General features: G+C 59.0%; 27 protein-coding genes. 11 read left to right on the top strand and 16 right to left on the bottom strand.

Annotated features, from left to right (window positions below; translation table 11 throughout):
* Nucleotides 1-60: 60 nt before the first annotated feature.
* The gene (gene rsmI / locus HMPREF2857_RS10595; RefSeq protein ID WP_016423259.1) at nt 61-972 is read right to left on the bottom strand and encodes a 16S rRNA (cytidine(1402)-2'-O)-methyltransferase; all 912 of its coding nucleotides are present in this window, start codon (nt 970-972) and stop codon (nt 61-63) included.
* Between the two features lie 85 nt (nt 973-1,057).
* On the opposite strand from rsmI, the gene HMPREF2857_RS10590 reads away from it, so the two are divergent.
* Nucleotides 1,058-2,554: a dolichyl-phosphate-mannose--protein mannosyltransferase gene (locus HMPREF2857_RS10590; protein ID WP_371441574.1), complete on the top strand. Its 1,497-nt coding sequence runs from the start codon at nt 1,058-1,060 to the stop codon at nt 2,552-2,554.
* Here HMPREF2857_RS10590 and HMPREF2857_RS10585 read toward each other — a convergent pair.
* From HMPREF2857_RS10585 to HMPREF2857_RS10560, 6 genes are all read right to left on the bottom strand, one after another.
* The gene (locus HMPREF2857_RS10585; protein WP_070644222.1) at nt 2,551-3,333 is read right to left on the bottom strand and encodes a zf-HC2 domain-containing protein; all 783 of its coding nucleotides are present in this window, start codon (nt 3,331-3,333) and stop codon (nt 2,551-2,553) included. The two genes, HMPREF2857_RS10590 and HMPREF2857_RS10585, sit on opposite strands and share 4 nt — an antisense overlap.
* Nucleotides 3,334-3,384: 51 nt before the next feature.
* Nucleotides 3,385-3,789 (bottom strand): DoxX family protein, encoded by a 405-nt coding sequence (locus HMPREF2857_RS10580; protein WP_038629133.1) that lies wholly within the window; start codon nt 3,787-3,789, stop codon nt 3,385-3,387.
* Between the two features lie 236 nt (nt 3,790-4,025).
* Entirely contained in the window at nt 4,026-5,297 is a 1,272-nt protein-coding gene (gene glpR, locus HMPREF2857_RS10575; protein ID WP_049189706.1) for a divisome protein SepX/GlpR, read from the bottom strand.
* A gap of 173 nt (nt 5,298-5,470) precedes the next feature.
* On the bottom strand, nt 5,471-6,103 hold the full coding sequence (locus tag HMPREF2857_RS10570) for a GNAT family N-acetyltransferase (RefSeq protein WP_070549888.1): 633 nt from the start codon (nt 6,101-6,103) through the stop codon (nt 5,471-5,473).
* A gap of 30 nt (nt 6,104-6,133) precedes the next feature.
* The gene (gene glp / locus HMPREF2857_RS10565; RefSeq protein WP_005511382.1) at nt 6,134-7,405 is read right to left on the bottom strand and encodes a molybdotransferase-like divisome protein Glp; all 1,272 of its coding nucleotides are present in this window, start codon (nt 7,403-7,405) and stop codon (nt 6,134-6,136) included.
* A gap of 79 nt (nt 7,406-7,484) precedes the next feature.
* On the bottom strand, nt 7,485-8,459 hold the full coding sequence (locus tag HMPREF2857_RS10560; RefSeq protein ID WP_016423265.1) for a UTP--glucose-1-phosphate uridylyltransferase: 975 nt from the start codon (nt 8,457-8,459) through the stop codon (nt 7,485-7,487).
* 132 nt (nt 8,460-8,591) lie between these two features.
* On the opposite strand from HMPREF2857_RS10560, the gene HMPREF2857_RS10555 reads away from it, so the two are divergent.
* From HMPREF2857_RS10555 to mscL, 3 genes are all read left to right on the top strand, one after another.
* Nucleotides 8,592-9,266 carry a 5-formyltetrahydrofolate cyclo-ligase gene (locus HMPREF2857_RS10555; RefSeq protein ID WP_070644219.1) on the top strand — a complete coding sequence of 225 codons (675 nt, stop codon included), beginning with the start codon at nt 8,592-8,594 and terminating at the stop codon, nt 9,264-9,266.
* Between the two features lie 105 nt (nt 9,267-9,371).
* A complete protein-coding gene (locus tag HMPREF2857_RS10550) occupies nt 9,372-9,917 on the top strand; it encodes an SAF domain-containing protein (protein ID WP_224433571.1) in 546 nt (181 codons plus the stop codon).
* Between the two features lie 251 nt (nt 9,918-10,168).
* Entirely contained in the window at nt 10,169-10,585 is a 417-nt protein-coding gene (gene mscL / locus HMPREF2857_RS10545; protein WP_016423268.1) for a large-conductance mechanosensitive channel protein MscL, read from the top strand.
* Between the two features lie 293 nt (nt 10,586-10,878).
* Here mscL and HMPREF2857_RS10535 read toward each other — a convergent pair whose 3' ends face one another.
* The 6 genes from HMPREF2857_RS10535 to HMPREF2857_RS10510 form a co-directional block, all read right to left on the bottom strand.
* Nucleotides 10,879-11,448 (bottom strand): MogA/MoaB family molybdenum cofactor biosynthesis protein, encoded by a 570-nt coding sequence (locus tag HMPREF2857_RS10535; protein ID WP_126108175.1) that lies wholly within the window; start codon nt 11,446-11,448, stop codon nt 10,879-10,881.
* Nucleotides 11,449-11,520: 72 nt separating this feature from the next.
* Complete coding sequence (locus HMPREF2857_RS10530) at nt 11,521-12,840, bottom strand: S1C family serine protease (protein ID WP_016423271.1); 1,320 nt, start codon at nt 12,838-12,840, stop codon at nt 11,521-11,523.
* A gap of 158 nt (nt 12,841-12,998) precedes the next feature.
* Nucleotides 12,999-14,555, bottom strand: coding sequence for a sensor histidine kinase (locus tag HMPREF2857_RS10525; RefSeq protein WP_070429951.1), 1,557 nt, complete (start codon nt 14,553-14,555; stop codon nt 12,999-13,001).
* Nucleotides 14,555-15,247, bottom strand: a complete 693-nt coding sequence (locus tag HMPREF2857_RS10520) for a response regulator transcription factor (protein WP_005511429.1) — start codon at nt 15,245-15,247, stop codon at nt 14,555-14,557. The genes HMPREF2857_RS10525 and HMPREF2857_RS10520 overlap by 1 nt, the downstream gene beginning before the upstream one ends.
* Nucleotides 15,248-15,508: 261 nt before the next feature.
* Complete coding sequence (rpmF, locus tag HMPREF2857_RS10515; protein WP_005511439.1) at nt 15,509-15,682, bottom strand: 50S ribosomal protein L32; 174 nt, start codon at nt 15,680-15,682, stop codon at nt 15,509-15,511.
* 21 nt (nt 15,683-15,703) lie between these two features.
* Nucleotides 15,704-15,970 (bottom strand): type B 50S ribosomal protein L31, encoded by a 267-nt coding sequence (locus HMPREF2857_RS10510; protein ID WP_005511390.1) that lies wholly within the window; start codon nt 15,968-15,970, stop codon nt 15,704-15,706.
* A 456-nt stretch (nt 15,971-16,426) separates the two neighbouring features.
* On the opposite strand from HMPREF2857_RS10510, the gene rpmB reads away from it, so the two are divergent.
* The 7 genes from rpmB to HMPREF2857_RS10475 all read left to right on the top strand — a co-directional run bounded on the left by rpmB (nt 16,427) and on the right by HMPREF2857_RS10475 (nt 20,944).
* Entirely contained in the window at nt 16,427-16,663 is a 237-nt protein-coding gene (gene rpmB, locus HMPREF2857_RS10505) for a 50S ribosomal protein L28 (RefSeq protein WP_016423274.1), read from the top strand.
* A gap of 3 nt (nt 16,664-16,666) precedes the next feature.
* Nucleotides 16,667-16,831, top strand: coding sequence for a 50S ribosomal protein L33 (gene rpmG, locus HMPREF2857_RS10500; protein ID WP_005511413.1), 165 nt, complete (start codon nt 16,667-16,669; stop codon nt 16,829-16,831).
* A 3-nt stretch (nt 16,832-16,834) separates the two neighbouring features.
* The gene (rpsN, locus tag HMPREF2857_RS10495) at nt 16,835-17,140 is read left to right on the top strand and encodes a 30S ribosomal protein S14 (protein ID WP_005511414.1); all 306 of its coding nucleotides are present in this window, start codon (nt 16,835-16,837) and stop codon (nt 17,138-17,140) included.
* Nucleotides 17,141-17,154: 14 nt separating this feature from the next.
* Nucleotides 17,155-17,406 carry a 30S ribosomal protein S18 gene (gene rpsR / locus HMPREF2857_RS10490; RefSeq protein ID WP_005511410.1) on the top strand — a complete coding sequence of 84 codons (252 nt, stop codon included), beginning with the start codon at nt 17,155-17,157 and terminating at the stop codon, nt 17,404-17,406.
* A 165-nt stretch (nt 17,407-17,571) separates the two neighbouring features.
* A complete protein-coding gene (locus HMPREF2857_RS10485) occupies nt 17,572-18,507 on the top strand; it encodes an AEC family transporter (RefSeq protein WP_070644214.1) in 936 nt (311 codons plus the stop codon).
* A gap of 47 nt (nt 18,508-18,554) precedes the next feature.
* Nucleotides 18,555-19,280 (top strand): TIGR03089 family protein, encoded by a 726-nt coding sequence (locus tag HMPREF2857_RS10480; protein WP_016423276.1) that lies wholly within the window; start codon nt 18,555-18,557, stop codon nt 19,278-19,280.
* A gap of 53 nt (nt 19,281-19,333) precedes the next feature.
* Nucleotides 19,334-20,944: an FMN-binding glutamate synthase family protein gene (locus HMPREF2857_RS10475; RefSeq protein ID WP_048733621.1), complete on the top strand. Its 1,611-nt coding sequence runs from the start codon at nt 19,334-19,336 to the stop codon at nt 20,942-20,944.
* Nucleotides 20,945-20,964: 20 nt separating this feature from the next.
* Here HMPREF2857_RS10475 and purE read toward each other — a convergent pair whose 3' ends face one another.
* From purE to HMPREF2857_RS10460, 3 genes are all read right to left on the bottom strand, one after another.
* The gene (gene purE / locus HMPREF2857_RS10470; protein WP_049171375.1) at nt 20,965-21,441 is read right to left on the bottom strand and encodes a 5-(carboxyamino)imidazole ribonucleotide mutase; all 477 of its coding nucleotides are present in this window, start codon (nt 21,439-21,441) and stop codon (nt 20,965-20,967) included.
* A gap of 117 nt (nt 21,442-21,558) precedes the next feature.
* Nucleotides 21,559-22,848 (bottom strand): 5-(carboxyamino)imidazole ribonucleotide synthase, encoded by a 1,290-nt coding sequence (locus HMPREF2857_RS10465; RefSeq protein ID WP_083310564.1) that lies wholly within the window; start codon nt 22,846-22,848, stop codon nt 21,559-21,561.
* A 30-nt stretch (nt 22,849-22,878) separates the two neighbouring features.
* Nucleotides 22,879-23,340, bottom strand: coding sequence for a YdbT family protein (locus HMPREF2857_RS10460; RefSeq protein ID WP_070644211.1), 462 nt, complete (start codon nt 23,338-23,340; stop codon nt 22,879-22,881).
* Nucleotides 23,341-23,342: the final 2 nt, after the last annotated feature.

The raw sequence follows: 23,342 nt of genomic DNA, 5'->3' as shown, positions 1-23,342 counted from the left end.
TGGCGTTTACCCTGTTCACTGTCGTGCGCTGGGCATTTCCTGGCACAAAGTAACAATCGCCTAACGATTTTCCTCGCGAGCAGCCAAAACCGCCTGATAGAGATCACGGTGCTTTGTCATTCCAGCCTCCGCCGCAGCCTGCTTCGCGGCATCCTTCAACCGCATGCCATCAGCCACGAGCTCCTCCACGCGGTCAACTAGGTCCTCCGTGGATACCTCCGTCGCCTGCTGCCCCGCGCCCTCAATCACCACCGTAATTTCTCCGCGGACACCTTCTTCCGCCCACGCAGCCAGTTCTCCCAGCGTCGCGCGGCGAGTCTCTTCAAAGCGCTTGGTCAACTCACGGCTTACCGACGCGCGCCGCTCCTCACCTAAAATCTCCGCGGCATCCGCCAACGTGGCAGCCAATCGATGCGGCGACTCAAAGAAACAACAGGCTCGCTTCTCTGTCTTCAGTGATTCCAACCAGGCCCGGCGCGCCCCCTGTTTACGAGGTGCAAAGCCATCGAAGCAGAAGTGGCCGACACCCAAGCCGCTGAGAGCCAATGCGGTAGTCACCGCGCTCGGTCCCGGTACGCAGGACACCGGCACACCCGCGTCGTGAGCAGCCGCCACCACAGCCAGGCCGGGGTCTGACACCACCGGCATCCCCGCATCGGTCACCACAATGACTTTCTGTCCCGCCTTCGCCGCCTGAATCAGCGACTCAGTGCGGCTCTCTTCGTTGTGATCGAAGTTCGAAACAAACTTCCCCTTGGGGGAAATGCCCAGCGCTGTGGCTAGGTTGCGCGCCCGCCTGGTGTCTTCCGCGGCGATGATATCGGCGTCGATAAGCGCACCGCGCAAGCGGTCGGAGGCATCGGCTATATTGCCCAGCGGCGTTGCCACCAGAGTGATGCCGGGAGCCAGCGTCGTAGCCTCACTGAGGGGCTCGTTCTCGTGCGGTTGGAAGTTCGATGCCGAATGCGTCATGATTCCATAGCTTAAACTGACATTCGTGACCGATGCCGCTTTAACCCCACCACCGGAAACCGAGCGCCGCGCGAAAAAACGTTTCCTGCGCCCGATTCCCCCGGTTCCCCCGCTGCCGCCACTGCGGCGGTGGGACAAATGGGATACCGCCACTTTTGTGGTTCTCGGAATCGTCGCAGCGCTAACGCGTTTCATCGGGCTTGCTGCCAAGACCGACAATGGCACCCCGCTCTTCGACGAAAAGCACTATGTGCCACAGGCCTGGCAGATTCTGGAGTCCACGCGCGACCCCATCTCATCTGGCATTGAGGACAATCCCGGCTACGGTCTGATTGTGCATCCGCCAGTGGCCAAGCAGGTCATCGCCTTGGGCGAGTGGATTTTCGGTTATTCACCAATGGGCTGGCGGTCTATGTCGGCGGTGTGTGGCACGCTGGTCATCCTGCTGCTCATGGACATCGTCCGACGTATCTCTCGCGGCTCGCGGTTGGCAGTGGGTATTGCTGGTCTCTACGCGCTTGCCGACGGAGTGCTGTTTGTCTCCTCTCGGGTCGGCATGCTGGATATGATTCAGACCTTTTTCATCATCGCGGCCGCGTGGGCACTTCTCATTGACCAGGCCGATGCCCGCAAGCGCCTGGAATCCGCCACGGAACTCGGTAGTTTCGGCCCCTATCTCAGCTATCGCTGGTGGCGACTGCTCGCCGGCATCATGCTGGGGCTTGCCACCGGGGTGAAGTGGTCCGGTCTGTACTACATGGCCGCATTCGGCCTGTGGTCCGTTTTCACGGATTTGGTGTCACGCAAGAATGCCGGTGCGGACAAGCCCGTGCTCGGCGCACTCGCCCGCGATACCGCCCCGGCGTTGCGTGATCTGGTGGTGGTCCCGCTGGGCGTTTACTTCTTAAGTTGGCGTTCTTGGTTCGCCGAAGAAACGTCGGTCTATCGCCATGTCTCGCCCGAAGAGCGCGATACGGGACTCCCCGGCACCGGCTGGCTTCCCGAGGCCGTGCAGAACTACCTGCACTACCAGAACAGCGTGCTGAAGTTCCACGCCGAGCTGACCACCTCTAATGGCCACAAACACCCTTGGGAGTCCAAGCCCTGGGAGTGGCTGGTCAGCTGGCGCCCAATGCTCTACTACTCCACCGAAACCACCTGCAGTGGCGGCCAGGAGTGCAAGGGCTGGATGATGCTCTTTGGCACCCCGCCCATCTGGTGGTTGCTGGTACCCGTGGTCCTGTGGGCCACATGGCGCTGGCTCGGCCGCCGGGACGGCCGCTACGCGCTGCCGGTCATCGGTTTCCTCGCCTCGTGGCTGCCGTGGGTCATCGGCTACGACCGTCAGATGTACTTCTTCTACGCCACCGCGCTGATTCCATTTGTACTCATCGCCTTTGCTCTGCTTGCCGACGATCTCTCACACTGGTGGCCTCGCGATAAGCCGGTGGGGTTAGTAATCGTTGGCGCACACGCCGCACTAGTGGTGGCCGCGTTTGTGTTCTGGCTGCCGATTTTGACCGGCTACCCGCTGCCTCTCAACCACTTCGATTGGCGGTTCTGGTTGCCGTCCTGGAGCTAGTGCCGCTGTGGCGGCACGCCTGTGACCGGCAACCCGGAGGCGGCTCGCCATGCCTGTGCGATTGCCGTCGGCGTATAACCGCCCAGCCACACAACGGCCAGTGTCAAAGCGGAGACAAACATCAAGGCCAGGCCAGCGATCTCTGATGCTCCCTGAGCACCGATGAGAATGTCACGAATACCAAAACCGATGCTGAACGTGGCGACGGCACCGTAGACCGGCGCCATGCCCATGGCAGCGCGTGGCCGCCAAGCAGCCCAGAACAATCCCACTGCCAATGCAAGCCGAATTGCCGCGAGTTGGATGGCAAGGCGTGCTCCGAGCTCCATTGGGTCAACGGTGGCAGTGGAACCGTCGATAGGCGCTCCCGTGCTTGTTGCGATTCCTGCACCGTCCTGCGGCTGCGCCGAGGAAAGTCCGAGCGTCATCATGCCGGAGGCGTCGACCAGTGTCGCAATCCCCCAGACCGCCCAGCAAAGGCCCAGCGCAATGAGCACCCCGCGGGCGGTGCCGGCCATGAGCAGCCATGCGCGCTCACGCCGCCGGCGCTCCGGTTCGATGGAGACCAAAATGCGCTCCGAGAGATCATCCGTGGAAATCTCCGGCATACCATCGGCAGGCCCAACCGTAAGGGCGCGGTTCAGCCGCACCGCTCGCTCGTACCAAGCTCGGCACTCCTCGCAGGCCCCAAGATGGGCATCGATGACTTCATCGGCAATGCTTGCCTGCTCGCCATCGAGGCGAGCTGACAATGCTGCGCGAATCTCCTCGCACTCCACGGGGAATCTCCACCGCCTTTAACTCTTAAGGGGGTTGTACCTAATGAGGTCTTACCTGATGAACTGCCTGTCCAAACTGAAACGGCCAGCCCCGAAAACGAAAATCATCACCAGACCACCGATGAGCGACATCACAAGCTCCGCACCGTTGTCGCGGATAAACAGGCCATTGCCCAAGTGCATCGACCACCAGGCACCAATCATCTCAATGATGAAGACCATCGCCACCGTCGGTGCCAAGAGTCCCAGAATCAGCAACGCGCCACCGACCAGTTCGACTAGAGCGACAACCCAGACCGTCAAGTGCGCCTGCGGGATATTCGCGGCGACAAAGTAACCGGTCGTCTTGTCGATACCGGTGATAAAAATCTTGTCCCAGCCATGGCAGATGAAGATAATTCCGAGTATCAGGCGGAGAATCACGAGCGCGATATCGCGCATTACCGGTCGATCCATGAGGGACATGCTACCCGACGGCACGGTCAAAACACGGTAGCACTGCGGCTGCGAGAGGCCAGCGACTTAAACATGCAAAAAGGCTTCTCCCAACCCCTCGGGAGAAGCCTTCCGCCAAACACACCCGGTGTGTCATGTCTTAGGTAGTGACATCGTAACAGGCCGAGTTTCTAACAAAAAATCGCGCTGACGTGCTCAGACAACTTTAAGGTTGTTCTACGGCTCAGTTCACAGGACTAGCTCACACGAGCCTGTGGCATTTCGTCATAATCGTCGTCATCAAAGCGGTGGTCAGTGTAGGCCAGATCTGCGAAATCCGGGTCCTCATCATCAAGCTCGACCACTACCGCGCCCGGACGGCGCAGTCGCTGTGGAATTCCCAGCTCATCATCCTCGCGGTTACGCACGCCGAGGCGGGCCATCTTCATCCGGCGAATTCGGCGAGCTCGCAGTTCCTGCTCTGCACGCACGGTGCGGCGCAGGTTGACCAGATACAGGGTCATCAAGCCGACACCGACCAGTGGAATCCACCAGGTCCAACCACCGGCGAAAGCAGCGATGATGACCGTGACCGCGATGAACGCTGCCAGCCCAGCAACCGAACGGCGGCGGCGGGCAAAGCGAGTCTCAGCGTACTGAGCATCCGAAATCGGATCGAACCCACCACGACCACGGCGCTTCTCAGCGAACGCGTAATCATCTTCGGTCAAGATGTCATCGACAGCAACTGCGTCATCGTTGGACTCGACACTGTGGTCGCTGTCGTCCTCGACGGTCTCGTCGGGTTCCGCCTGCTCGTCTACGGTGTCTGCTGCCTCTTCAGTCTCAGAGAGAGCCTCAGCGTCCGCGTGCTCAGCGTCAGCCGCGGCACCGGAATCAGCGTCAGATTCAACGGCATCTTCGAACATCAAGTCATCGGCGTCGACAAACTGACGGCGAACGTCAACGCTCACATCGGAAGAGGACTCATCTGCACGAACCACGTCACCTTCGGCGGAGGCAACGGCGGAGTCAGATTCAGCATCCTCGTCATTAACGACAGCCTGCAGCGACTGGTCTGCAGACTCATCATCGGACACGTCCATGTCAGAGCGGTCAGAAGACTCAGCAGTGGCTTCCTCGGTAGCGGAATCATCCGCCTGCGGGGTCTCCTCCTCTGCATCTGCCGCTTCCAGCTCGTAGACGATATCGCCGTCAACGACGGCCGGGTCGGCCGCCTCGTCCACGGTGTCGTCGATAAGCACGTCGCTGACATCGAAGTCATCGTCGACCTGCGCGTCAACGGTTTCGAGAGAATCGTCGACTTCTTCGGCTACGCGCACGTCCGACTCCTTAAAAGACGGACGGCGGCGCGTCGTGGCCAATTCCTCGCCACCACGATGCAGCACGCGGGTCTTACCTAGCGCATCGGAAGTACGACGAATCGGCTTGCGCGTATTGACCACCAGCGGGGCCAGCACAAACAGCCACAGTACAACGATGAGTATCAGCAACAGTGAAGTTGACATATTTTGTGTCTCCTTGCGATTTCGCCCGGGGTTTCGCCGTCTCTCCCCGGCCCAAATACGCCACCCACATGCCCTTCCACAGAGGCATTTGCGAAGGCAGTCAGCGTATCTAGAGCGAATTCGCCCAATAGTAGAGTTGTCATCACCCTATCGGCGTGTGTTACTCAGACTACTCAGGCGCGCCGTTGCGGTGGGTATTTCTCCGCCTCTTCATATTGCGCGCGACCACTCGCCACGATGAGGTCCACTGCACTGTCCTCCCCCACCCGCGCATAGGTCAGATGATCGCGCCACGCGCCATCCATATGGAAGGCTTCCCGCGCCACGCCTTCGAACTCGAACCCACAGTTTTCCAGCACGCGTATCGACGGGACATTGCTGTCCAACACAGTCGCTTCAATTCGGTGGACGCCAACTCTCTTGGCATAATCCGACGCCAACGCCACTGCCGCAGTGGCGACCCCTCCACATGTAAAGCCGCTGCCGACCCAGTAGCCAATCCATGCGTGAGCGACGGGGAAAGGCGTAATACCGCCGAGTGTGAGCATGCCGGCGAACTGGCCGTCTACCTCAATGGTGGAGACAATCATGTCTCCCGCAGCCTCTGAACGACGCCAACTGCGCAGGTTACGGCGGAAAACAGAAGCCCTGTGGGCGTTATCCCAGTCGTCCTCGAGGGTTGGCTCCACGGGGCGCAAAATGGGCTCGTCACGCAGCCGCAGTGCCCGCCATGCAGAGGCATCAGAGCGCTCTGGCACACGCAGGCGGACTCGGCCGCCACTGGTTACTAGACGAGAAGTACGCACAGCAACAATACTCGCGGTAGTGGAGTGAGGTTAGGCCTGGCGCGCCATGAACAGCACGTCAACTACATCTCCCGGACGCACGTGCAGCACGTCTTCCGGAATCACGATGAGGCTGTTGGCTTCCGACATACCGGCCAAAAGGTGGGCTTGCGCACCGCCGGAACCTCCCAGCGGCTGCACCATGTATTCGCCGGTCTCGCGGTCACGCATGAGCTGGCCACGGATGTAGCCACGGCGCTTCTCCGCCGACTCAATCGGGCCGACAGCACGAGCGGTGACAGCGCGGCGGCGGGGATTGCGCTTACCCAACGCCAGCCGAATGAGGGGACGAACCATGACCTCAAAAACGACCAATGCGCCGACCGGATTCGACGGCAGGAGGAACGTTGGAATCTTGTCATCTCCCAGCAGACCAAAGCCCTGGACCGAACCAGGATGCATAGCGATGCGGGAAACATCAACCTCGCCCAATTCAGCCAGCACACGGCGAATCTGCTCACCCGCGGCACCGCCGACAGCCCCCGTGATGACCAAAAGCTCACTGCGAATGAGCTGGCCTTCGATGATTTCCCGGATGCGACGGGGCTCACCGGTGGCAATACCCACTCGGTGTACCTCGGCCCCGGCATCGCGGCCGGCTGCTGCCAACGCGTAGGAGTTGACGTCGTAGACCTGACCGAGCCCCGGCGTGCGGTCAACATCGACCAACTCATTACCAATGGAAATCACGGACATACGCGGCTTAGGGTGCACCAAAACCTTCGAACGCCCCACCGCTGCCAGCAATCCGACCTGTGACGGCGAAATTACCGAGTCCAATGACACCGCCACGTCACCCGGCTGCACGTCGTCGCCAACCTTGCGCACAAAGTCACCGGAGTAGACCGGATGGAGAACATTAACTCGACGGCCACCGCGGTCGGTCCAGTTTAGGGGCACGACGGCGTCGGCAAGCGATGGCAGCGGCGCACCAGTTTGTACGCGCACGGCCTGCTTCGGCTGTAGCCGCATCGGGTGGTGAGATCCGGCTGTCACCTCACCGACAACAGGTAGCTCAACCTCGCGAAAATCAACATCACTCTGACGCGCATCCGGAGGTAAAGACCCAGATTCACCGACGATATCGACAGCCCGCACCGCATAACCATCGATTGCTGACTGCACGAACCCCGGCAACGGCTGCTCAGCGATGACATCCTCAGCGCACAGCATGCCGAGGGATTCCGAAATAGCAACGCGCACAGGATCAGGCATCACAGCGTGTGCGGTGATTGCCGCCAACTGTTCTTCCACAGAACGCATGTTTTACCTTCCTCGGCACCAACCCGCGGTGCGCTTTATGGCTATTCAGCTTCTCAGTACAAGCCTCTATAAAAAGGCTTTAAGCCTGTTCATCCTGCGCCAGACGCTGCTGCATGTAGTCGCGCAGCCCCTCGCCGTAGTCCGGATGCCTGAGTCCAAAGTCTACGCAAGCACGAATGAAGCCACCAGGATTTCCCAGGTCATGGCGGAACCCCTTGTGAACGACCACATGAACCGGATGCCCCTCTTGAATCAGCAGCTCAATTGCATCGGTGAGCTGGTATTCGCCGCCCTTACCGCGCGGGATGCGACGCAGCGCATCGAAGATGGCGCGATCGAGCAAGTAACGTCCGACTGCAACGAAGTTGGATGGAGCATCCGCAGGGTCCGGCTTTTCCACCATGCCCTTGACTCGCTTCACATCGTCCCAGGCATCAGCGTCGGCCGCGTCAGCACCGAGCTCACCAGACTCCGCCGGGGTGGCGTCCTCAATATCGAAGACACCGTAGTTGTAGACCTCTTCATGAGGAATTTCCAGCGCACACAGCACCGAACCACCAAAGCGCTCGCGCACTTCCGTCATCCGATCCATCACGCCCACTGGGAGCACGAGATCGTCGGGAAGCATGACAGCAACGCTGTCCTCATCGTCTTCGAGCAGCGGCTCTGCGACCAGCACCGCATGCCCCAGGCCCAGCGGTCGATCCTGGACAACGGATTCGACGCGGATAACCTCGGTGGCGCGGCGTACCTTCGCTGCAATCTTGTCCTTGCCACGCTCGGCGAGAGTCTGCTCAAGGTCCGGGCGCGGGTCGAAGTGCCCAAGCACGCCATCCTTACTCGGCGCTGTGACAATAGCCAGGCGTTGCGCACCAGTGGCGGCGGCCTCTTCAGCAATCATCTCGATGCCCGGCGTATCAACTACGGGCAGCAATTCTTTCGGCACTGTCTTGGTGGCAGGCAAGAATCGCGTACCCATGCCCGCGGCAGGAACGATGACAGTTCGAACCGGAGTAGTCATGTCCGAACCAGACTCTTTAGACGATGAGACCATAATGGCAACGATACCTATATAACTTCCATTTGCTCGGAGGCTGACCCCGCTTTTTCAACGCATTAATCAGAAATTTTCTCCTGCGCTGACGACAGAGGTCGCTCCCCTACCTGACAGAGTAGGTTTGCAGGTATGGCTCCGCTTCCCGAAACCACGTCTGATTTCAAAGCCCGCACACGGCACGAGGTACTCGCCGCACGCGCCGCCAAGGGGCAGCGTGAGCGCATGCTTGACGACGAAGCACTGGTACAGCGGTTGCAAGAATGGTTATCCAATACCGTCGGCGACCTCGCAAAACCCATCATTGCCGCCTATGTCCCCGCTGGCGACGAACCCGGCGCAAGCGTTTCTAGTTCGACTGGTGGTGAGCCCGGCCAGGGCTTTGTGGAAGCTCTGGCCAACGCGGTTCCCGGAGCACGAATTCTGCTTCCCGTCTGCCCGCCCGGTCCACCACAACCGCTGCACTGGGGTTACTACACCGGCAGCTTCAGCAAGGGGCGATTTGGACTCTTGGAACCTGTTTCGGTGGAAGACTCTGCTGGCCCAGCTGAGCTGGGTGTTGTCGACGCCATTATCCTGCCGGCAGTTGCGGCCGACCCCGCAACCGGGATGCGGTTAGGGCGTGGCGCTGGTTACTACGATCGCAGCTTGGTTTTCGCTCGACGCGACAGTGATACGGATGGGGTGAGAGCTGCGGCCATCGCTGTTGCAGTTTTCAACACCGAATTGCGCACGGAGCTTGCCTACGATGAGCACGACATTCCTGCCGATTATGTGATCACGCCAGCGGGGATTTCACAGATTTAATGGAACCGATTCCGGGATTTTCGCGCCTAACTTAATATGAGCCCAAAATATTCGTCCCGGTTTCCGCGTCCATTCCGAAAGCTCCGTCCCACAACTATTCGGCGGATGGTTGCCCTCACTGTTTTCCTATGCGCAGTCGGCCTGGCGGCGGTGGAGTCATTGACACCCCGCAGCGGCCATATTCGGGTAGTGGTTAGCGCCAAATCCATTGCCGCTGGCGCATCGGTGGCAGAACAAGATGTGGCTTTCAAGGACATTCCCCGGGAGCTCGTTCCCGGTGGAGCCGTAACGGACATCGCCTCTGTGCGGGGACGCACCCTGGCCACCGGCATGTCACCGAGAGAGATAATTACAGAGCAGCGAATGGTCGGCCCGTCACTTGCCAAGTCGCTGACGGGGACGTCGGAAAGCAAAATTATTGCCATCACGTTGACTGATGCGGGCATTGTGTCCGCTCTTCGCACTGGTGACAGCGTGGATATTGTGTCGACAGCGGATGAGCGCGGGGTGGCGGCGCCGCTTGCACACGGGGCAAGGGTGGTCAACATCGTCGACGATGAGGTGGTCTTGGTCGCTCTGCCCACCGGCGCCGCGGAGGTGGTGGCTGCGACATCGCTAGCATCTCCGCTCACACTGTTACTCGCGGGTTAGTGACCAAAATCTCACTGGTTCAAAGATTTTATGGTCCTGAACAGTGTTTTCGCAGAAAGTTGACTTGTCCCACAACTTAGTGCGGGGATACAATGGCCAGGCAATTCAAAACTACGATTAGAGCGAAGAAGAGTGGCACTGCCTGATATCGCACTGCCCCGTTTCTCAAAATCGTATGGGCCTGCCATGAGCAACACGATGACTCACAGGTCTCGTTTGGTTTGTTCCGTTTCTACAGAAGGAAATTTCCTATGCTTAAGGGCTTTAAAGAGTTCATCATGCGCGGCAACGTCATCGACCTGGCGGTCGGTGTTGTCATCGGTGCTGCGTTCACCGCAATCGTCACTGCTTTCACCGACAGCCTGCTCGAGCCGCTGCTGAACACCATCGGTGGCGCAGAGGTCACTGGCCTTGGCTTCGAAATCATCAGCGGCAACCCGTCGACCTACCTTGACTTCGCAGCTGTCATCACCGCAGTCATCAACTTCCTGCTGGTCGCAGCGGTTGTCTACTTCGTCATCGTTGCTCCGATGAACAAGTTCAACGCGATGCGTGAGGCTCGTCTGGAGACCTCCGCTGAACCGGAGGTCACCGAGGCTGACCTGCTGACTGAGATTCGTGACCTGCTGGCAGAGCAGAACGGCAAGCCGAAGACGGAGCTGAACTAGCCTCTAGCTGCTAGTTGCGAGCTTCCGATAAGAAGCTAACTAACGCTTTTTACACAGCGCTCATCCCCAATGGGGTGGGCGCTGTTTTGTCCAGTAGTCCGCATCAAAATCACGAGCATCCTCCGGGGATTCATCGTGATAGTGCACTGTGCGCGCAGTTTTCGCACTGCGCGACTGGGCAAAGTTTTTCGCCGGTGCACCTGCGCGGCGACGCTGCCTACGGCTGCCACTGCGCGGCGCGGCTTGCTCTTGCTCTTGCTCGGGCTGATTGGGATGTTTGGCGTCGCCCATTCCTAGACGCTCCAGCGGCAGAGGTCATCAAGCACATGTGAGACCAGCGGGAGAATTGTCGCCATGCCATCGCGCACTGCAGCGCGAGACTCCGCGAGATTGACAATCACTGTCTGACCGGACACACCGGCCAAACCGCGGGACAGCCCCGCATCCAAGGCGCCAGCTCCCATACCGGAGTTACGAATAGCCTGCTCGATGCCCTGCAGCCGCACATCAAGAACCTTGCGAGTGGCATCCGGAGTCTTCGCACGAGGACCAACTCCAACACCGCCCACCGTGACGACCAAATCTGCGCCACCGACAACAGCGGTATCTAGAGCCTTCCGGATCTCACGCTTGACTGCACCAGTGCTGACCACGGCATCGACCGAGTAGCCGTCTTCTTCCAACAGCTCAACCATGAGCGAAGCCGCACCATCCGGGTTCTCGAAATGGTCCCCCACGAGGACAACGAACGCATTTCGGACCTGGCCGTCGTCGTTGATAAGACGCTCCATCTCAGCGAGGTTGACGTCACTTGGCTCAGTACTCACGGTTTCGCTCATCTGCTCTATCTCGCTTTCTCCCACAGCTTTTCACTCGAAGTTTCACTCGAAAACTCTTCTACAGATGGTGAGGTACTCACTCCACCACGCTGCCTATCAATCCTGGGCTTCTGCCAAGGTGACATCGACCGTTCGCTCGTTGCCGCCTCGCTCATCTGTAACTGTAAGTGTGACAGAATCCCCGATCCGATGCGACCGAATAGCCGCAATTAGTGCAACGCCGTTGTCAAGTGTGCGGTCATCAACCTTGGTAATCAGGTCACCATCTTTCAGACCCGCCTTATCAGCTGGGCCACCTGGCGTTACTTCTCGCACCAGTGCACCACGTGCAATCGGACGCGAATCGATCTGGGCACCAATGACAGGCATCCGCGCCTTGCCGGAATCGATCAGGTCTTCCGCTATGCGACGAGCCTGATTAACCGGAATTGCGAAACCAAGGCCAATGCTGCCCGCCTGTTCCGATGCCTCACTGTTAGAGGCAATCACGCTGGGCACACCGATGAGGTTGCCTTCCATGTCCACTAGCGCTCCGCCGGAGTTACCCGGATTAATCGCCGCATCGGTCTGGATTGCATCAATGACCGAGGACTGACCGTCTTCACCAGCGGCGGTCACCGGACGGTTCTTAGCGGAGACAATGCCCTGCGTAACAGTGGAGGTCAGTCCCAGCGGCGAACCAACGGCCACCACTTCCTGGCCAACCTGAACCTGCGAGGAGTTGCCCAGCGAGATTGGGCGCAGCCCGTTAACACCTTCAATTCGAATAACGGCAATATCCGTAGCCGCATCCCCTGCAACCAGAGTTGCCGGGTGCGTGGTGCCGTCGGAAAGCAGGACTTCCATATGTGCGTCCGGACCCGCGCCTGCGACGACGTGATTATTCGTCAGCACCAGACCGTCGGACGACAGAATGGAACCTGACCCCGACGCCGTGCCCCGCTCCGAGGCAGTGGTGATGGACACGACACTGGGAAGGACCTTCTGCGCGACCTTCTCCACGGACCCCTCAGCTGCTGCTACCTGACGGGTTTCCGCAGGCTTATCCAGCGCGTTATCCGCGGGGGCCGACGACTGCGAGTTGTGAACTACCCATGCGCCGACACCGCCACCGATACCGGCCGAGCACAGCATCAGGGCAGCGACTGCCAGCGCCCCCATGCCCTTAGCCCCCTGGGCACCCTTGGTCTTCTGCTGATTGGCCGCAACGTCCCACTCTGAACCGCCTCCGTAAGCGCCGTTCGGCTGAGACGGGATGGTGTTGTAGTGGGAATTCTCCCAGCCGCGCTCATTGACAGAAAACTGGTTTGTCTCACCAGCATCCCCCATGGCACGGTTCTCGCTGAAGTTGTGAGATTGCGAGGAGTAGTGTCCCCGCTCATCTCCCCGCGAGGAATCGTTGAAAGAGTTGCTCATACGTAATACCTTGCACTGTCTGTCTAACAATTGGCTGAGAGCAGTCTGCGGTCTCGCCGATAATTCCCCGAATGAAACACCGAATCCCCGCCACGCACTTCCTTAAAAGGCCGCGTGCAGCGGGGATTACATCAGCTTTGACGTGGGGTTATGCGTTTCTAGCTAGGCTCTTGAGCTGAATCGGAGTCGTCACCTTTTCCGCTGTGCGGACTGCCCGGCAGCGTTACTCGCATCAAGGCACCGCCATCATCGGACTCATCGGCAGTAATCGTACCCCCGTGGCGGACGATGACCGACTTCACAATGGCCAAGCCCAGGCCGGATCCAGGCATCGACCGCGACTGAATGGAACGGTAGAAACGCTCGAAGACCTTGTCTCGATCTTCCTTCGGGATACCTGGCCCCGAGTCCGCCACCGTGAATTCAGCAACAACCTCGCTGAGCGGCGTCAGACGAACCCGCACGGTGCCATTTTCTGGCGACCACTTTGCAGCATTGTCCATCAAGTTCAAAACTGCGCGACCAAGACCCGCCGAATCCCCGTAGACATACCACGGAGCTGTCTGCACATCGAAGGTAATATCCGGACGACGACGCTCAACACGCGCCAGCGACGTGGAAATGATTTCGTCGACATCGACATGCTCAATAACCTGTTGCGGGCCATCTTCGCGTGCCAGATCAACCAAGTCACCGACCAACGTCGACAACTCTTCCAACTGTGCGATGACGTCAGCTTCCAGATCCGCGCGATCTTCATCCGAGATTGCCGCTCCCGAACGGGAGGCCATCATCAGCAGTTCAATATTTGTGCGTAACGACGTCAGCGGAGTCTTCAACTCATGACCAGCATCTGCAACCAGCTCCGCCTGCTTAATGCGCGACGCTTGAAGTGCAGCCAACATCTCATTGAAGCTGCGCGTAAAGCGCGCAAGCTCATCATCGCCCTCCACAGGGATTGGGCGCAGCTCGTCGGTTTCCGTCACTCGCTCCGCAGCAATGCGCAGCCGAGTGACCGGGCGCAGACCCGTTGTTGCCACCGTAATACCTGATCCGATTGCGAAGAGGATTCCGATAGCAGAGATACTCAGCAGCACTGCACTGAGCGCTTTCAAGACCGACTGCGTCGAGCTCAGATCCTGTGACAGGATTAGCGTCGCACCGTCTTCGGAGCGGACTGCGTATACGCGACGGCCGTTGTACTCATCGGTGCGAATCGATTCCTGTCGATTCCCCCGCAACACCGCAAGTTCGGGGCCACCAATAGAGATAGAGCCACCGCCTTTGCCCGCCACACTGCCGTGGGCAAAGTACACCGCGTCCAAATCGGGGTTCAGAATCCTGTTCGAGTCCGCTTCAAAGGAGGGGCCAATGGCAAACTCCGAAGCGTACGGTGACATCAGCAGCTTTTCCGCCTGGCTACGGAGGTTACTGTCCACCTCGCGGTATAGCGCTGCCTGCACAGTAAAAAATGCAGCCAGCGTCATCAGCCCCACCGACATCGCCACAATGAGCGCTGTCAGAATAGTCAGCCGCCAACGCAGCGAAGGGATACGCGAGCTCCGCGGCAGGCCGGGAAGCGATTCCCCTGCCATCGTCTCAGTATTCGCGGACTTCTCTTGCTTACCGACGGTACCTTGCCCCGGATTGGCCTCCGTGGCAGAACGCTGATTTGATTGCACGCCACCGCCGGTCGAACGACGACGGCGCAACATCACGGTGCGGTCTCCCGCATCACATAACCGACACCACGAACGGTGTGAATCAGACGCGGCTCTCCCTCTGCCTCCGTCTTGCGACGCAGGTAGCCAATGTAGACCTCCAGCGCATTGCCGGACGTCGGGAAGTCATAGCCCCAGACATCCTCCAAAATGGCAGTACGGGAGAGCACACGCCGCGGGTTGCTCATCAGCAATTCCAGCAGCGCAAATTCTGTACGAGTGAGACTAATGCGACGTTCACCGCGGAAGACTTCACGAGTTTCCGGGTCCAGGGAGAGATCCTCAAACTGCAGAGTTGCGGCATCCTCCATCGCAGGCACTTCCAAAGCAGAACGACGAAGTAGCGAACGGACACGAGCGAGCAGCTCTTCCAATGCGAACGGCTTGGGCAGGTAGTCATCTGCGCCGGCATCAAGACCAGCTACGCGCTCGGAGACCGAATCACGTGCAGTCAACATCATGACCGGCAGATCATCGCCTTCGCTGCGCAGCCGACGGCAAACATCCAGGCCGTCGAGCTTCGGCATCATGACATCCAAAATGGCCAAATCCGGACGATCCTTGGCAATCTTTTCCAAGGCCTCTGCGCCATCCTCGGCGAGCTCGACCGTGTAGCCATTAAAAGTCAACGATCGCCGCAACGCTTCGCGTACCGCTTGATCGTCATCAACTACCAAAATCTTCATACTGCCCATTGTGCCTTGAAAATATAAGGCGAGTGTAAATGTGACACAGATTCTTCGTGAGAGAGCTCGCATAAAACCTGGCCATAGAACTCAAACCGGGGCATAGAACTCAAAAAACCTCACCCCATCGCCAAGTACAGGCGATGGGGTGAGGTTTAAAAGCTCTCTATCAACTGTTCCTTACGCACTGAACGCACTCTGGGCGCGCGAAGCGCTCTGCGGTTCAGCGAGGAACGTTGTCAGCATCCTAAAAGATGCGCGTTAGAACTTCTCGACGTCAACCAGGCCGAGCTGAACAGCCTTGGCGATGCGACGAGGAACGTTGTAGACGCGGCCGTTTACCTTGACTTCCTGGAGAGCGACGTTGTTGCTCTTCCACTGGGAACGGCGAGCGCGGGTGTTAGCACGCGACATGCGACGCTTTGGTACTGCCATTTTCTTATTCCCCTCCTATTCTTAGTTCTTCTTCGCGCGGCGAATGCGGTTACCGTAACGGCGCTGGAACTTCTCGACGCGACCAGCGGTGTCCATGACACGCTGAGCACCGGTCCAGAACGGGTGCGACTCGCTGGTGACGTCAACGACGATCAGCGGGTACTCGTTACCGTCTTCCCACTCGACAGTGCGGTCGGAGGTGGCGGTGGAACGGGTAAGGAAAGAGTGACCCGTGCCTGCGTCCTTGAAAACCACCGGGTGGTAATCAGGATGGATGTCCTTCTTCATTAATTCTCGTTTCCCTCAGGATTGAACTTCAGGTCGCTTTCCCCCAGCTAAGAGTGAGAGAATCGTGCCTGAGTTGGGTACGAACACGACTTACAATGACACGCACCGGGTCAATATTTCTATAAACCGGCATGTGACACTCGATGGAATATTACAGGCTCGAGCCCGAAAATTAAAAAAGGGCCCTGCACTAACGCCCGTCGACAAGCACGAACTCTATGACGACACTCGAGAGTCGCACCGAGAAAACCACAGTGGAACAGCGATTAGGTTATCCCGCAACTCGTGTGTAAACTGTTCTCTCGCTGTTGTCTAGTTATTCGTTTACGCGCTCAGCGTCGAGTGTCAGTGGGCAGCGCCCCGGAAAAGGCCAGGTGGATTCCTCGGTTATTCAATAGTCCGGCGTGGCGCACCAGTGATGTCGGCATTGGGCGGCAAGGAAGCAAAGGAATCCCTATGTCGGCGATTTGCCAGGTTACGGGACGCAAGCCGTCTTTCGGCAAGACCGTGTCCCACTCCCACCGGCGCACGTCGCGCCGTTGGAACCCCAACGTGCAGCGTAAGAAGTTCTACCTCGCCTCTGAGGGGCGTCACATCACTCTGAATGTGTCCCCGAAGGGTCTGAAGACCATCGACAAGTACGGTATCGAGGCTGTTGTTGCTCAGATTCGTGCACGTGGGGAGAAGATCTAAAAAATGGCACGTAATGACATTCGTCCAATCATCAAGCTGAAGTCCACTGCGGGCACCGGTTACACCTACGTGACCCGTAAGAACAAGCGCAATACCCCGGACCGTATCACCATTAAGAAGTACGATCCGGTTGTCCGCAAGCACGTCGAATTCCGCGAGGAGCGCTAATTCATGGCTAAGAAGTCCAAGATTGCCAAGAACGAGCAGCGCAAGGAAATCGTCGCTCGTTATGCAGAACGTCGCGCTGAACTGAAGCGCATCATCAAGTCCCCGCACTCCACTGACGAAGAGCGCATGGACGCACAGTACGAGCTGAACCGTCAGCCGCGTGACGCGTCCCCGATTCGCGTCCGCAACCGTGACGCTGCAGATGGTCGCCCGCGCGGCTACCTCCGCAAGTTCGGTCTGTCCCGTGTCCGCGTTCGTGAGATGGCCCACCGTGGCGAACTCCCGGGCGTCCGTAAGTCCAGCTGGTAAGTCGAGGAGCACCAATGAAGCGCAATCACTCTAACAAGAAGGCGCGGATGGAGCAGTCCCGCCGCCCGAAGAAGAACCCGCTCAAGGCCGCAGGCGTTGAGAAGGTTGATTACAAGGACATTAACCTGCTCCGCCAGTTCATCTCTGACCGTGGCAAGATTCGTTCCCGCCGCGTCACCGGTCTGACTCCGCAGCAGCAGCGCCAGGTCGCTACCGCTGTGAAGAACGCCCGCGAGATGGCACTCCTGCCGTTCACCAGCCGCTAAAGATGGCTGGTCGGCGGGAGCCGATCATTCGAACACCCGCCGAAAGGCCTTATTTACGCGCTGGCCGCATGACGATACATGCGATAACAGCGTAAAACGGACTCAGTCCTTCCCCACCGAGGGGATTGGATTGGGTTCGTTTTTTATTGTCTAAAATATGCACTTATGCCCGCTCTCACCGAAATATTTACCGGCTTTGGTTCCGTCGCAGTACTGATCATTGTTGGCTGGTTGTTTGGGCGCAGTGAGATCGTCGATAAGCGGGCATCTTTTACCCTGAACATGGTCGTGTTCTGGATCGCGATGCCGTGCATGCTCGCGCACACTCTCGCAACGGCGGATTCGGCGAGCATCTTCGGTTCGGCGTTTGGTGTCGCGGCACTGTCGGCGCTTGGCACGGCGGCGTTCTACCGGATTTTTGTGGCGCCTCTGTTCAAACAGAGCGGCGCCGATGCTGTGGTCGGCGCGATGTCGTCGAGTTACAACAACGTCGCTAATCTCGGCGTGCCGATCGCTGTCGCAGTGCTTCACGACGCTACCGCCGTCGTCCCTGCCCTTATCTTTCAGATTGCCTTCTATGCGCCCGCTTCCATGACGGTGCTGGAAATCCTCACTAACCGCGGTCATTTCCGGCCGCGCAATGTCATCATGGCACCGCTGAAGAACCCAATCTTTCTGGCGGCGATGGTGGGGCTTGCGGTTAATGCGTTTGCTATCGAAGTACCTCAGTTCGTAGCGCATCCAGTGGGGCTATTGGGGCAAGCCGCAGTGCCAATGGCACTTCTGGCCTTCGGTATTAGCCTGCATGGCATGCCGTTTATGGAAGCCGGCCGCTCCCCTCGTCGCGCCGTCGTGGTGGCGTCTATGCTGAAGCTTTTCCTCCACCCCGCGCTCGCTCTGCTGTTCGGTCATTTCGTCTTCGGTCTCAACGGGCATGCGCTGCTGGCAGCTGTGATTATCGCCGGCCTGCCGACAGCCCAGAACGTCTACACCTTCGCCTCCCGCTTCGGCCGGAACCTTGAGCAGGCGCGCGATTGTGGCGTGATTACGACAATCGCCTGCTTGCCGACGGTCCTGTTGTTCACCCTGCTATTGAGTTAGGCGACTCTTCCCGACGGCCTGGAGAGAATCTCGTTACCCTTGGAGGCGTGGAGATTCTGAAGACACTTCTCGAGGCCGACCCGTCCGTGCCTCGTTTGACCTGTTATGACGAAACTACCGGCGGTCGTACCGATTTATCGGCCCAAACCCTGGACAACTGGGCCAGCAAGATCGCCAACATGCTGCACGATGAGTTCGACCTCGTCGCCGGAGACCAAGTATGGATTGACTTGCCGTTGATCTGGCAGTCCGCCTGCATCATCCTGGGCTGCGAGCGTGCTGGCGTCACCGTTAGCGATGAGGAGCCGCTGGTCGTATTCACCACTGTCAGCAACGTCAGCACGTGGGAAGAGAAGTTCCCAGATGCCTACCTCGCAGTGCTTACCGACGATCCCTTTGGCCGTGGTGTCGTGGAATGCGGTGATGATATTCCACCGGGAGTCATTGACTTTGGTCCGGAAGTTCGTTTCCACCCAGACGCATATCTAGGCGCAGGCCCGGACTCCGACCAAACCCCCGTTATTGGGGAGAAGTCGGCTGCAGAACTGCTTTCATCTGCTGGCGATTACGCGGACGAGATGCAGCTCACGACCGGTTCCCGCGTCGTTTCCGACGGCTGGCTGGTGCCTGATTCTTCACAGGTCACCGCAGATAAATGGGCACGTAATGTGCTGTCGGCTTGGGTTCGTGGAGGTGCTGCCGTCGTCGTGCGCGGTGGTGATAGCGAGCGTGTCACTGCTATTTCTACGGCCGAAAAAGCCCGTGTGATTTAGTCGCAGCTGTCCCGTCGAGAAGCGCTCTAAGTAGTCGCGATAACCTGGAAACCGTGATTACCCGACCATATATTCTTGCGATTCTCGCCCTCATCAACGTCTTGGGCGCACTGGCTGTATGGGATCTGAGCCCATGGTGGTGGATTCTGATGGCCTTCATCCTCTTCCTGGATGTTGTGGCTATCTATGACATGCTTCAAAAGAAGCACTCCATCTTGCGGAACTTCCCGGTCATCGGCCATCTGCGCTACATGGGTGAGACCATTCGCCCTGAGATGCAGCAGTATTTCATCGAGCGCAACTTCGACGGCGCTCCGTTCGACCGCGATACTCGTACCGTGGTCTACGAGCGTGCGAAGGGGCTGTCCTCGAAGAAGTCATTCGGTACTGAGCGAAAGATTAATGCGCCCGGCTACGAGTACGTCCGCCACTCGATGGCGCCGAGCCAGCACGTCATCGAGGATCCGCGCGTAGATATTGGCGGTCCGGACTGCGCCCAGCCGTACTCAGCGTCTATCTTCAACATCTCAGCCATGAGTTTCGGCTCTCTGTCCCCTAACGCTGTCATGGCAATGAATAAGGGCGCGAAGCTGGGCAACTTCGTACAGGACACCGGCGAGGGCGCTATCAGCCCTTACCACTTGAAGTATGGCGCAGACCTCTATTGGCAGCTGGGGTCCGGATACTTCGGTGCACGTACTGAGGATGGCGACTTCGACCCGGAGCTCTTCCGCGAAAAGGCTAAGATTCCGCAGGTCAAGGCAACCTATCTGAAGGTTAGCCAGGGCGCAAAACCTGGACTCGGCGGCATGCTGCCAGGTCACAAGGTCAACGAAGAGATTGCGGCTACTCGCCACGTACCAGTTGGCAAGGGCGTGATGAGCCCTCCGTACCACCGCGTCTACTCCACCCCGCGTGAACTTGTTCGGTTTATGGGCACCATGCGTGAGCTCAACGGTGGCAAGCCGGTCGGTTTCAAGCTGTGTGTTGGCTCCCAGCTTGAGTTCCTCGCCGTGTGCAAGGCCATGCTGGAAGAGAACATCACCCCGGACTTCATCATCGTCGACGGCGCTGAAGGCGGCACCGGTGCTGCACCGCTGGAATACTCCGACCGCGTTGGCCTGCCGCTTACCGACGGCCTGATTCTCGTCCATAACGCGCTCGTAGGTGCCGGTCTGCGCGATCGCATTAAGCTCGGTGCGTCCGGCAAGGTCATTACTGGCTTCGATATTGTGAAGCGCATGTGCATCGGTGCTGACTTTGTGAACTCGGCTCGCGGCATGATGATGGCCACCGGCTGTATCCAATCTCAGCTATGTCATACAAACACCTGCCCGGTGGGTGTGGCTACCCAGGATCCGAGCCTGTGGAAGGCCCTGGATGTCGACGACAAGGGTCAGCGTGTGGCCAACTATCACAATGCCACGGTCGCGGAAGCAGCTAGCCTGTTGGCATCGATGGGCCTGAATAGCTTCTCTGAGCTGGGGCCGTCCCACCTGCTGCGGCGCACCAATGAGCAGGTCGGTGAGACCTACGCGGAGCTCTACAACTGGCTGCAGCCAGGCGAGCTGCTGAGCGGAACTCGCTTCCACAACTGGGCCGAAGCCTGGGAGACTGCCGACCCGGACACGTTCCACTACCCCGCAGTTCATATGCGCGGGTAGTTCGGGGCTGGTTGCGCGCCCTACTCACCCATCAGCTTCTTGCGCAGACGCTCGTCCTTTTCCAGGACCTGATCGCGCATGTTGGCCTGGTAGTTCTCCATCGCCACAATGAGCTCCGGGTAACCGGCCGAGAGAATACGCACAGCCAGCAGGCCAGCGTTCTTAGCGCCGCCCACACCGACGGTTGCCACCGGAACGCCGCCCGGCATCTGAACGATTGACAGCAGGGAATCGACACCCTCCAGGTTCTCCAACGCGCGTGGCACGCCGATAACCGGCAGCGGAGTGGCCGACGCAACCATGCCCGGCAGGTGTGCTGCACCACCGGCGCCAGCGATAATGCAGCGCAGCCCCTTGTCAGCGGCGGACTTTGCGTAGTCAATCATGCGTTCCGGAGTGCGGTGTGCAGAGACCACACCTACCTCAAAGGGAATTCCGAACTCAGCCAAGACCTCCGCTGCGGGCTCCATGGTCGGCCAATCCGAGTCCGACCCCATAATCAGACCGACCAGCGGACCGGTTACGTTGGCCAACTTCGGGCTTGCCACCTGGTTTGCTTCAGCCAATGTTGTCTCCTTGAGATAGCAATCTAATTCTTATACAGCGCCAGCCACCTATGCGGTGTAGCCGTCTGCCCACACGCCATCGACGATGTAGCCAGCAGCGAGGTTGGCAACCCGCCGGGTCTCCGCGATGCCTTCCGGGCTTGCGTCGTAGCCGCACAGGTTGACGTGCCCCAGCTTACGTCCAGGGCGCCAATCCTTCCCGTACCAGTGAATCTTCGCTGATGGGAAACGACGCCATACCTCAGCAAAACGCTGTGAAATAGGTACATCCGAGGCCTCATCGCCACCGAGCGTATTGACCATTACCGTCACCGGCGCAGTCGGGCGAGTGGAACCCAGTGGCATGTCAGCAACTGCACGCAGGTGCTGCTCAAACTGGCTGGTCTCGCAGCCGTCCTGCGACCAGTGCCCAGTGTTGTGTGGGCGCATAGCCAACTCGTTGACGTAAATCTCCGGATTGCCGTCAGCATCGACGGTTTCGAACAGCTCAACTGCCAGCGCGCCGGTTACTCCCAGCTCGGAAGCGATGGTCACACTGAGCTTTTCGGCCGCTCTCGCAAGGTCGTCGGCAAGCCCTGGCGCCGGGCAGATTGCCTCAACACAGATGCCGTCACGCTGCACGGACTCGAGGACCGGCCAGGCCTTGACCTCGCCCGACGGCGTGCGCGCACACATGGCCGACAACTCACGAACCAGCGCGACCTTCCGCTCGGCCATCAGCGGCACGTCCTTGCCCAGCAGTTCGTCGACAAGCGCACGCAGATCCTCGCGGTCCTTCGGGAACCACACGCCGTGACCGTCGTAACCGCCGCGGCGAGCCTTCAGGCAGACGGCACCGTCAACGCGGTCGAAGAATGCTTCGGCATCCTCGGCGGACTCAATTGCAGCGTAGGCAGGTACTGGAGCGCCCAGTTCCTCCAGGCGCTGGCGCATCAGCAGCTTATCCTGCGCGTACAGCAACGCCGACGGCTGAGGCTGAACCGAGTAGCCCATCTCGGTCAGCTTGTTGAGGAATTCGGTGGGAACGTGCTCATGGTCGAAAGTCACGGCCTGCGCACCGGCGACAGCGCGCTCAACATCTTCCCAGACGTGGTAGTCGCCGATGATAACGTCCGCACACACCTGCGCTGCGGAAGCATCCGGCGAACCGGCGAGCAAACGGATGGACTGTCCCAGCTCAATGGCCTCAGTCTGCATCATACGAGCCAGCTGACCGTCACCAATCACCGCCACAACCGGCACGCCATCAGCATGCGCGGGATGCTGCGCAGCAGTTAGCGCTGCAGCGGAATTAGAAGTGGAATTAGTGGAGTTTTCAGGGGTATCCGAAGCAATCACACCCCTGATTGTAGGTTATGACCCAAAATTCTAAGCCAACCGGGAGACCAACTTAGCCACCTTGCGGGAGCTGGGAATATCTTCTACAGCCAGCGGCGGGCCGAAACTGCGGGTGTGCAGATACAACACGCCGCCCTTGCGATTGACCGCACGCACCGAACGCAGATCAATCGAGACCACCTGCGGGCGCAGAATGCCGCGGCGCAAAATAATCCGCCTATCAGTCAGCACAAACCGCTCCCCCAGCCAACTTAGTACCGGACGAACGACGCGCCAGAGAATAAGCCCCAGCCACGCGAAGAGCAGCAGCTGACGCACACCTTGCAGATCTCCCGGAGCAATCCCAGGGCCGTCGATAAAACCAATCAGCAACCAGCAGACGCCCGTGATAACCATGAGTTCCAAGAGCGGCCACACCAGCCGACCAAAAGTTGGATTGGTGTCCAGCAGAATTGCCTCGCGCGTGTCCAACTCATCATCGGGAAAGGCCATAC

It is taken from the genome of Corynebacterium sp. HMSC076C10 (genome assembly GCF_001812455.1).
GTDB lineage: Bacteria > Actinomycetota > Actinomycetes > Mycobacteriales > Mycobacteriaceae > Corynebacterium > Corynebacterium jeikeium_D.
Note: the sequence above shows the minus strand (reverse complement) of the source record. Positions and strands in the feature narration are given on the sequence as shown.